Source organism: Aeromonas sp. QDB56, assembly GCF_027705505.1.
Lineage (GTDB): Bacteria > Pseudomonadota > Gammaproteobacteria > Enterobacterales > Aeromonadaceae > Aeromonas > Aeromonas caviae.
This window is the reverse complement of sequence record NZ_JAPDBZ010000156.1, coordinates 1-9,104: the sequence shown is the minus strand read 5'-3', so window position 1 is coordinate 9,104 and position 9,104 is coordinate 1. Positions and strand designations below refer to the sequence as shown.

Annotated in this window: 11 protein-coding genes and 1 other RNA gene; 5 read left to right on the top strand and 7 right to left on the bottom strand. The window is 58.9% G+C overall.

Annotated elements, in window-relative coordinates:
* The first annotated feature begins 70 nt into the window (after window positions 1–70).
* Window positions 71–196 carry a hypothetical protein gene (locus OKB81_RS17805; protein WP_442866124.1) on the top strand — a complete coding sequence of 42 codons (126 nt, stop codon included), beginning with the start codon at window positions 71–73 and terminating at the stop codon, window positions 194–196.
* 149 nt (window positions 197–345) lie between these two features.
* On the opposite strand, the gene rnpB is transcribed toward OKB81_RS17805, so the two are convergent.
* Together rnpB and rsmI are read right to left on the bottom strand one after the other, a co-directional pair.
* Window positions 346–732: RNase P RNA component class A (rnpB, locus tag OKB81_RS17800), an RNA gene on the bottom strand.
* A gap of 62 nt (window positions 733–794) precedes the next feature.
* On the bottom strand, window positions 795–1,628 hold the full coding sequence (rsmI, locus tag OKB81_RS17795; protein ID WP_069652269.1) for a 16S rRNA (cytidine(1402)-2'-O)-methyltransferase: 834 nt from the start codon (window positions 1,626–1,628) through the stop codon (window positions 795–797).
* 79 nt (window positions 1,629–1,707) lie between these two features.
* On the opposite strand from rsmI, the gene OKB81_RS17790 reads away from it, so the two are divergent.
* The 4 genes from OKB81_RS17790 to dolP are packed head-to-tail and all read left to right on the top strand — an operon-like array spanning window position 1,708 to window position 5,114.
* Window positions 1,708–3,618, top strand: a complete 1,911-nt coding sequence (locus tag OKB81_RS17790; protein ID WP_160837574.1) for a penicillin-binding protein activator — start codon at window positions 1,708–1,710, stop codon at window positions 3,616–3,618.
* A complete protein-coding gene (locus OKB81_RS17785) occupies window positions 3,536–3,931 on the top strand; it encodes a YraN family protein (RefSeq protein WP_080770042.1) in 396 nt (131 codons plus the stop codon). Before OKB81_RS17790 ends, OKB81_RS17785 begins: the two co-directional genes overlap by 83 nt.
* Window positions 3,932–3,940: 9 nt before the next feature.
* A complete protein-coding gene (locus OKB81_RS17780; protein WP_010675848.1) occupies window positions 3,941–4,531 on the top strand; it encodes a D-sedoheptulose-7-phosphate isomerase in 591 nt (196 codons plus the stop codon).
* A 4-nt stretch (window positions 4,532–4,535) separates the two neighbouring features.
* A complete protein-coding gene (gene dolP / locus OKB81_RS17775) occupies window positions 4,536–5,114 on the top strand; it encodes a division/outer membrane stress-associated lipid-binding lipoprotein (RefSeq protein ID WP_010675849.1) in 579 nt (192 codons plus the stop codon).
* Window positions 5,115–5,157: 43 nt separating this feature from the next.
* Here the strand turns inward: dolP and OKB81_RS17770 are convergent, their stop codons facing one another.
* The 5 genes from OKB81_RS17770 to petA all read right to left on the bottom strand — a co-directional run bounded on the left by OKB81_RS17770 (window position 5,158) and on the right by petA (window position 8,844).
* Complete coding sequence (locus tag OKB81_RS17770; protein ID WP_029314842.1) at window positions 5,158–5,589, bottom strand: ClpXP protease specificity-enhancing factor; 432 nt, start codon at window positions 5,587–5,589, stop codon at window positions 5,158–5,160.
* Window positions 5,586–6,215, bottom strand: a complete 630-nt coding sequence (gene sspA, locus OKB81_RS17765; RefSeq protein WP_039040485.1) for a stringent starvation protein SspA — start codon at window positions 6,213–6,215, stop codon at window positions 5,586–5,588. The genes OKB81_RS17770 and sspA overlap by 4 nt, the downstream gene beginning before the upstream one ends.
* A gap of 87 nt (window positions 6,216–6,302) precedes the next feature.
* Window positions 6,303–7,037, bottom strand: a complete 735-nt coding sequence (locus tag OKB81_RS17760) for a cytochrome c1 (protein WP_160837578.1) — start codon at window positions 7,035–7,037, stop codon at window positions 6,303–6,305.
* Window positions 7,034–8,251, bottom strand: a complete 1,218-nt coding sequence (locus tag OKB81_RS17755; protein WP_010675853.1) for a cytochrome b — start codon at window positions 8,249–8,251, stop codon at window positions 7,034–7,036. Before OKB81_RS17755 ends, OKB81_RS17760 begins: the two co-directional genes overlap by 4 nt.
* 2 nt (window positions 8,252–8,253) lie before the next feature.
* A complete protein-coding gene (petA, locus tag OKB81_RS17750; RefSeq protein ID WP_010675854.1) occupies window positions 8,254–8,844 on the bottom strand; it encodes a ubiquinol-cytochrome c reductase iron-sulfur subunit in 591 nt (196 codons plus the stop codon).
* Window positions 8,845–9,104: the final 260 nt, after the last annotated feature.

The window sequence follows — 9,104 nt, the reverse complement described above, 5'->3', positions numbered from 1 at the left end:
CAGCGAAAATCGATACAGAACAGGACCTTAGAAGGAATTTCAAATGAAGTGTTTTCTTAAGGTCCTGTATATGAATCGCAGCTTCAAGGATTACGACGACATCCTTGATGCCTGCACATCGGCCTGGAAGCACTTTATTGCCGATGTGGAGCGGGTGATGTCACTTTGTAGCCGAGATTGGATAAAACTGACCTAATGTTTAATCCGATTGGTATAACAGATTGATATAAAATACATTTGTTAAACATAGCTAGCCCAACAGTAAATATCACGAGTCAACCGAGGCAGTACTTTATGGTTAATAAAAAGAGCCTTGCGATAAATCGCAAGGCTCTTCAGGAAAGAGCTCGGAGTCGGCCTGTAAGCCGGGTTCTGTACCGGGTTGCCCCGGGTAGCAATCATTCCTCTAGGCCAGCAATCGCTCGCTGGCTCAAGCAACCTACCCGCCCCCAACGCGGGCCGCGCCAATAGGGGCCTATTTGGTCTTGCTTCGGGTGGAGTTTACCGTGCCACGAACTGTTGCCAGTCGCGCGGTGCGCTCTTACCGCACCCTTTCACCCTTACCTGATCCCTTGCGGGCCATCGGCGGTCTGCTCTCTGTTGCACTGGTCGTAGGCTCGCGCCCCCCAGGCGTTACCTGGCACCCTGCCCTGTGAAGCCCGGACTTTCCTCCCCTCCGCCCGTCTGTCCCGAGGGACACAACGACGAAGCAGCGATTGCCCAGCCAACTCCGAGGCGCGGATTATAGCCTCGCGAGACGGACGGGGTAAACCGTCAATTCCGGTTTACGGCAATTAATAGTGCTCAAGACCGTATTTGTAGAGGGCGTTCTTCTTCACCCCGTGGATCTCGGCGGTGAGGGCTGCAGCCTTCTTGAGGGGCAGCTCGCCGACCAGCAGGCCCAGGGTGCGGATCGCCTCCGCAGGCAACTCGTCATCCACCTTGCTGGCACCGGCGACCACCAGCACGATCTCCCCGCGGCAACGGTTATCGTCCTCTCCGAGCCAGGCCAGCATCTCGGAGGCGGGCAGACCGTGGATGGACTCGAAGGTCTTGGTCAGCTCGCGGCACACCACCACCTGGCGCTCGCCAAGGATGCGAGCAATTGCTTCTACGGTATCCTGCACCCGGCGCGGCGATTCGTAGAACACCAGAGAGCGGGTGTCTTCGATGACGGCTTGCAGGCGATCATCCCGCCCCTTGGCCTTGGCCGGCAGGAAACCCTCGAAGGCGAAGCGGTCGGTGGGCAGCCCGGCGGCGGACAGCGCCGTGATGGCAGCGCAGGGACCGGGCAGCGGCACCACCTTGACCCCGGCTTCGCGACAACGGGTGACCAGGTGATAACCGGGGTCGCTGATGAGCGGCGTCCCCGCATCGGAGACCAGGGCCACGCTCTTGCCCTCCTTGATGCGGGCGATCAGCACATCCGCCTTTTGCTGCTCGTTGTGATCGTGCAGGGCAAAGGTCGGTACCGAGATCTGGTAGTGGCTGAGCAGGATCCCGGTATGCCGGGTATCCTCGGCGGCCACCAGATCGACGCTGCGCAGCACGTCCAGTGCTCGCTGGGTGATGTCGGCCAGATTGCCGATCGGAGTGGGGACTATATACAGGGTTGGGATGTCACTCATGGGAGCTCCGAGTGTCCCGACAATTGTGTCGCCATATTGGCCCGTTTACACTATGGAGAATTTCAACACTGGTCGGGGAATGAACTTGAACCGGGTTATAAAGCAGCTAAGTGTATCACGACTCTTCGGCATCCTACTCGCGGCAGTCCTGCTAGCCGCCTGTGCGTCGGAGCCCAATCAATCTTCCGGACAACCCGGCATACCGTCAGCCTTCTCGGATCTGACCAAGAATGCCCAGTGGTATCTGGAGCAGGTGGATCCCGCCAAACCGGCAGAGGCCTTCGTGTGGCAGATGATGGCAGCGCGCAGCTATCTGGCGCTCGGCCAGGCCAAACCGGCTGCCGCCCTGTATCAGCGGTTGCAGAAGCAGGCGAAGAGCCCGGAGCAGCAGGCACAGTTGCAACTGCTGCAGGCACACCTGCTGCTCGCCCAGGGCAACGCCAACCAGGCGCTGATCCTGCTGGAAGGCAAGCCGGATGTGGTGCTGGATGCCGATACCCAGAAGGACTGGTACCGCCAGCGCGTGGTGCTGCAGCTCGACATCAACAACAAGTTTGGTGCGGCCAAGTCGCTGATCCTGCTGGAACCTTATCTGGCCAAGAATGAGCTGGCCACCAATCACCAGCAGATCTGGTCACTGCTGAAAAGCATGACCCCCTCCACCCTGCAGGCGCTCGAAGAGGAGCCAGCTCCCGATGTGACCACCGGCTGGCTGCGTCTTGCGGCGCTGGTGAACGAATTCGGGGCGCAGCCGAGCCAGCTGGCCCGCCAGCTTGCCGGCTGGAAGCAGAGCTTCCCTAACCACCCTGCCCAGAGCGACATGCCGGCCGGCCTTGGGGATCTCGCTATCACGGACAACGGTTCGCTGCAGCAGATCGCCGTCTTCCTGCCGCTCTCCGGCAAACTGGAAGCCCAGGGCGCCGCCATCCGCAACGGCATGCTGATGTCCTACAAGGAAAATCAGAGCCAGTTCACCCTGAACTTCTACGATACCCAGGGCAAGGCGATGGGGGACCTCTACAAGCAGGCCATTCAGGAAGGGGCCAATATGATCATCGGCCCCCTGCTCAAGGATCAGGTGGAGGAGCTGCTCAAGTCGAGTCCGACCGTGCCGGTGCTGGCGCTCAACGAGCTGGACAAGCCGATCGTCAACGACAACACCTTCTATTTCTCGCTCTCCGCCGCTGCCGATGCGAGCCAGGCGGCCCAGTACCTCTATGGTCAGGGCTACCGCAAGCCGCTGCTGATCGCGGCACAAGGCCGGATTGGCTACAGCAGTATCAAGGCGTTTGAACAGGCCTGGGCCGGCGTCAGCCAGGAGAAGCCCGTAGTTGCCACCTTCGGGGCACGCAACGAAGTGCAGGGCATGGTCAAGAACGCTCTGAGCGGCCGTTCCACCGCACGAGCCGGGGAGATTGTCCAGCTGTCCGATGCCGCGCCGCGCAGCATCGACGCCGTCTATGTGGTGGCCAACAGCCTGGAGACCCGGATGATCAAGCCCTATGTGGACATCTCGGTCAATCCCATGGGCAGCCTGCCCATCTACAGCAGCTCGCGGGGATACGACGGCGGGACGACCGAGGTAGCATCCGAGCTCAACGGCATGCATATCTCCGACATGCCACTGCTGCTGGGTGGCTTCGAGACGCAGCGTGAACAGATAGCCCTGCTCTGGCCCCAGACCCAGGGCGACCTGCTGCGCCTGTTCGCCCTCGGCTACGATGCCGTCAGCCTGGCAGGCAACCTGCCGCAAATGCGCAAGGTCAATGCCATGCAGCAACCCGGCATGAGTGGCCAGCTGAGCGTGGATCCCCAGGGCAACATAGTGCGCATGCTGGACTGGGCCACCTACCAGAATGGCAAGCTGGTCAGCGACAGCGCAGCCCCCCAGCTGGAGGATGCGACTCATGAAGAGGCTACTGACACAACTTCACCAGCAGTGGTTGAACCTGTTGCCGTCGGCAGCGACGAGCAAGGGACAACACTTTGAGCAAATAGCGGAACGCTGGTTGCAGGCCCGCGGCCTGCAGCCCGTGACCCGCAACTACCGCTGCCGTGGCGGCGAGATCGATCTCATCATGCGCCAGGGGGAGACCCTGGTGTTCGTTGAAGTGAGATATCGCGCCAACGCCACTCATGGCGGTGCAGCCAGCTCGGTCACCCGGCGCAAGCAGCACAAGATCGTGCTGGCCGCGCGCCACTATTTCAAGCAACATGCCATCAATGAGGCCAACCAGGCCTGTCGATTCGATGTGATCGCGTTCGAGGGCGACCAGCCGGACTGGATCCAGAACGCGTTTTAAGAGGACCCCATGACTGATCCCATCAAAGAGAATTACACCGAGAGCATCCAGACCAAAATAGCTGCCGCCGAAGCACTGCCGGATGCCATCCATACGGCAGCCCAGATGCTGACCATCTGCCTGCTCAATGGCCACAAGGTGATGGCATGTGGCAATGGTCCTTCCTCGGCATTGGCACAGCTGTTCATTTCCGAACTGGTAAACTGCTATGAAACGCCTCGCCCGTCCCTGCCCGGTCTCGCCCTGACGCCCGACATGGCGACCATCAGCGCCATCGCCACGGATCACGGTTTCGAAGAGGTCTATGCCAAACAGATACGTGCTCTGGGACAACCAGGCGACATCCTGGTGGTCATCACCACGACAGGCAACAGCCGCAGCCTCATCAAGGCTGCGGAGGCCGCCCTCTCCCGCGACATGACCATCATTGTTCTCGGTGGCGGAGACGGGGGAGAGATCGCCGGTCTGCTGGGCCCCAATGACGTGGAGATCCGCGTTCCTTCCGCTCGCCGTCCTCGTATTCTGGAAGTGAACCTGTTGACCCTGCACTGTCTCTGTGATCTCATCGACCAGACACTTTTCCCGCAACAGGAAGACTGAAACCATGAAGAAGCCTATTCTCGCTCTTGCCCTGCTGACCGGCGTCCTGCTGCTGCAAGGCTGTGCTGCCGTGGTGGTCGGTGGCGCGGCTGGCACCGCCAAGGCGAGCGGCGATCGCCGCACCCTGGGTGCCCAGTGGGACGATCAGACCATAGAGCTGAAAGCCGCCAACCTGTTGGCCGACAACAAGCCCCTGAGCGCCGCCAGCAAGATCAGTGTCTACAGCAACAACGGCCGTGTGCTGCTGGTGGGTCAGACACCCTCTGACGCTTACAAACAGGAAGCGGGCAGAATCGTGAGCCGGATTGAAGGGGTTCGCCATGTCTACAACGAGCTGCGCCTTGGCAAACCAGTCAGTATCGGCGTGCGCAGCAATGACACCTGGATCACCTCCAAGGTGCGGGCCGACATGCTGGGCACCAAGAACTTCGATAGCGCCAAGGTGAAGGTTGTCACCGAGAATGGCGAGGTGTTCCTCATTGGGTTGGTCACCCGCCAGGAAGGGGATCAAGCCGTGGAAATCGCCCGCCACGTCAGCGGCGTTAAGCAGGTGATCAAAGCCTTCGAGTTTGCCCAGAATTGACCATCTGGCAGGATGAAAAAACGCAGCCTTCAGGCTGCGTTTTTTATTTGATGACTTTCAGAGTCGGGCGACCGCTCGGGCGCGGTGGTTCCGGCTCGGGGTCAACCGACGTGGGTGTCTGTGCCTGTTCCAGCCAGAGGTCATACCCGGGCTCAGGCGGGAACAGGGTCCCCACTCCGTTCTCCCTGGCATGGATGGCCAGTACGGCCGCCATGGGGATATAGACCTGCTGCGATACGCCACCGAAACGGGCGCTGAAGCTAACAGCGTCATTGTCCATGTGGAACTGGCCCACGGCCCGGGGGGCGATGTTCAGAACAATCTGGCCATCCTGCACGAACTGCATCGGTACCATCACATGGGGAATGTTGGCATTGACCACCAGATGGGGAGTCAGATCGTTATCCAGCAACCAGTCAAAAAACGCCCGCAGCAGATACGGGCGACTGGGTGTCATTGTCGGTTCCATGCTCATACGCCGGCACGGATCTCGCGCTCGGCCTCGGTCAGGGAAGCCTGGAAGGATTCACGCTCGAACAGGCGAACCATGTAAGCCTTCAGCTCTTTGGCGCCACGGCCGGTGAAATCGATGCCCAGGCTCGGTAGACGCCACAGCAACGGCGCCATGTAGCAGTCGACCAGACCGAACTCTTCGCTCATGAAATAGGGCATCTCGCCGAAGATGGGGGCGATGGCCAGCAGGTTGTCGCGCAACTCGGCACGGGCGGCCTCGGTATCGGTGCCCGCCATGATCTTGTCGGCCAGAGAGTACCAGTCCAGCTCGATGCGGTGCATCATCAGACGGCTGTTGCCGCGCGCGACCGGATAAACCGGCATCAGGGGCGGATGCGGGAAACGCTCGTCCAGATACTCCATGATGATGCGCGAGGTGTACAACGCCAGCTCGCGATCCACCAGAGTCGGTACAGTGTTGTACGGGTTCAGCTCGGCCAGCTCATCCGGCAGGTTGGCAGGATCAACCTGGCAGATATCCACGCTAACACCCTTCTCCGCCAGGACAATACGCACCTGATGGCTGAACATATCGTTGGCACCGGAAAACAGCGTCATTACCGAACGCTTATTGGCAGCTACAGCCATTGAACCCTCCCGTCATTAAAAAGCAGAAACGGCAATGAAGCATGTCTGTCTTCATTGCCGTGCGTCATATTACTCCGATCTGGTCGCTTAGTGAACGTCGCGCCAGAATTCCTTCTTCAACAGCACAGTGAAGATGAAGAAGATAGCGATGAATCCGAGTACCCAGAAGCCCATACGTTCGCGCTCCTGCTGCACCGGCTCAGCCGAGTAGACCAAGAAGTTTACCAGATCCAGTACCGTCTGATCATATTCTTCGTTGTTCATTTCACCGTTGCCGTCAGATTTGATGCTGACGACTTGCTGCATCTCCACGCCATCCAGGGTGTGCGTCTTGAACTCGGCGCGGGGCGTCCCCTGCAATGGCTCCAGCACATGGGGCATACCCACGGACGGGAAGACGGCGTTGTTCACCCCGAATGGACGGGTCTCGTCCACGTAGAAGGAACGCAGATAGGTGTAGATCCAGTCTGCACCACGCACCCGGGCAACCAGGGTCAGGTCGGGGGGCGGCGCGCCGAACCAGCGCGCAGCATCCTTCTCGGACATGGAGCTCTTCATCAGATCGCCGATCTTGGCGCCGGTGAAGACCAGGTTCTCCTTCATCAGATCGTCCGGAATACCGATGTCGGCCGCCACCCGGTTATAACGCTGGTACTGGGTGGAGTGACAGCCGGCACAGTAGTTCATGAAGGTGGCGGCCCCCCGTTGCAGGGATGCCTTGTCACTCAAATCGTACTCCGCCTTGTCGAGAGGGAAGCCACCGCCAGAGGCCAACACCAGACCAGGCAGCAGGGCCAGCACTGCAAAAATTATTCTTTTCATTTGAATGTCACCCTCTCCGGCAGCGGCTTGGTGTTCTCATTCTTGCTGTAGAAGAACAACAGGACGAAGAATCCGAAATAACCCAGAGTACAGAGTTGTGCAATCAGCGTCAGGGTCGGGGTTGATGGCAGCACGCCCAGCACCCCCAGGATAATGAAGCAGACCACGAACTGGGCGATGTTCAGCTTGTGCAGGGTGCTGCGGTAACGCACCGAACGCACCTTGCAGCGATCCAGCCAGGGCAACAGGAACAGCACCACGATGGAGAGGCCCATCATGATGACCCCCAGCAGCTTGTCAGGCACCGCACGCAGGATGGCGTAGAAGGGGGTGAAGTACCAGACCGGGGCGATATGCGCCGGTGTCTTCAGGCCATTGGCCACCTCAAAGTTCGGTTTCTCGAGGAAATAGCCCCACATATCCGGCTTGAAGAAGATGATGGCACAGAAGAAGAACAGGAAACCGGCTACCCCGATCATGTCCTTCACTGTGAAATAGGGGTGGAACGCGACCGCATCCAGTGGCCAGCCGTTCTCGTCCTTGTGCTTCTTGATGTCGATGCCATCGGGGTTGTTGGAGCCCACCTCGTGCAGCGCCAGGATATGCATGGCCACCAGCATCACCAGCACCAGCGGCAGAGCGATGACGTGCAGGGCAAAGAAGCGGTTCAGGGTCGCACCCGAGATGACATAGTCCCCCCGGATCCACAGGGTAAGATCGTCACCGATAACGGGGATGGCACCGAACAGCGAGATGATGACTTGGGCCCCCCAGAACGACATCTGCCCCCAGGGCAGCAGGTAACCCATGAAGGCCTCGGCCATCAGTACCAGGAAGATCAGCATGCCGAAGATCCACAGCAGTTCCCTTGGCTTCTGGTAAGAGCCGTAGATCATGCCGCGGAACATGTGCAGGTAGACCACGATGAAGAAGGCGGATGCCCCGGTTGAGTGCATGTAACGCAGCAGCCAGCCGTAATCCACATCCCGCATGATGTATTCCACGGAAGCGAAGGCACCTTCCGCCGAGGGGTTGTAGTTCATGGTCAGCCAGATGCCGGTGATGATCTGGTTGACCAGCACCAACATGGCAAGCGAGCCGAAGAAGTACCAGAAGTTCAGGTTCTTGGGCGCCGGATACTTGGCCATATGGTCGTTGTACATGGCCGTGAGCGGGAAACGATCATCGATCCAGCCCATGAGTTTGGCAAACATGGTCAGGCCTCCTTGCCATCGGCACCGACCAGAATGGTGGTGTCGCTAAGAAATTGGTATGGCGGAATGACCAGGTTCAGCGGTGCGGGGACGCCCTGGAACACTCGACCAGCCATGTCGAATTTGGAGCCATGGCAGGGGCAGAAGAAGCCGGAAGTTACCCCTTGAACCTGCTCGCCGAAGCTGTCGGGCAGATAGGAAGGGGAGCATCCCAGATGAGTGCAGATGCCAACGGCCACGAAGATTTCCGGTTTGATGGATCTGTAGCCATTGTGGGCATAGTCCGGTTGCTGTGGCTCGTCTGACGCAGGATCCCGCAGCTTGTCATCGTGTGCAGCCAGAGCATCCAGCGTCTGCTTGGTACGCTTCACCACCCAGACCGGTTTACCACGCCACTCGACGCGGATTAGCTGGCCCGGCTCCAGCTTGCTGATATCCACTTCAACCGGGGCGCCTGCCGCCTTGGCTTTGGCACTCGGATTCCATGACTTAATAAACGGCACTGCGGTAAAAGCAGCTCCTACACCGCCAACGGCAACCGTTGACCAGGTAAGAAATCTGCGGCGACCGGTATCAACTGGCGCATTGCTCATCCAAAAACTCTCCCATGTGGACTCCGCTCATTCTTATAGTGTCCCTGTTTACTTCTCCTCTCCCTCTGACAACTGCGATGGAAGCGGAGTGGCAATTGACACAGAAAGACCATGGAAATTTTAAAGAAAAGATAACAATTTGACAAGAAAGGGAGTCGATGGGCAAAAACAATAAATACACAATTTTTCCTGATTACCCATGATTAGCAGTCAGTTACCACGAACTATACTGATCTTACGTACAGTTATCGAGGTGCGAG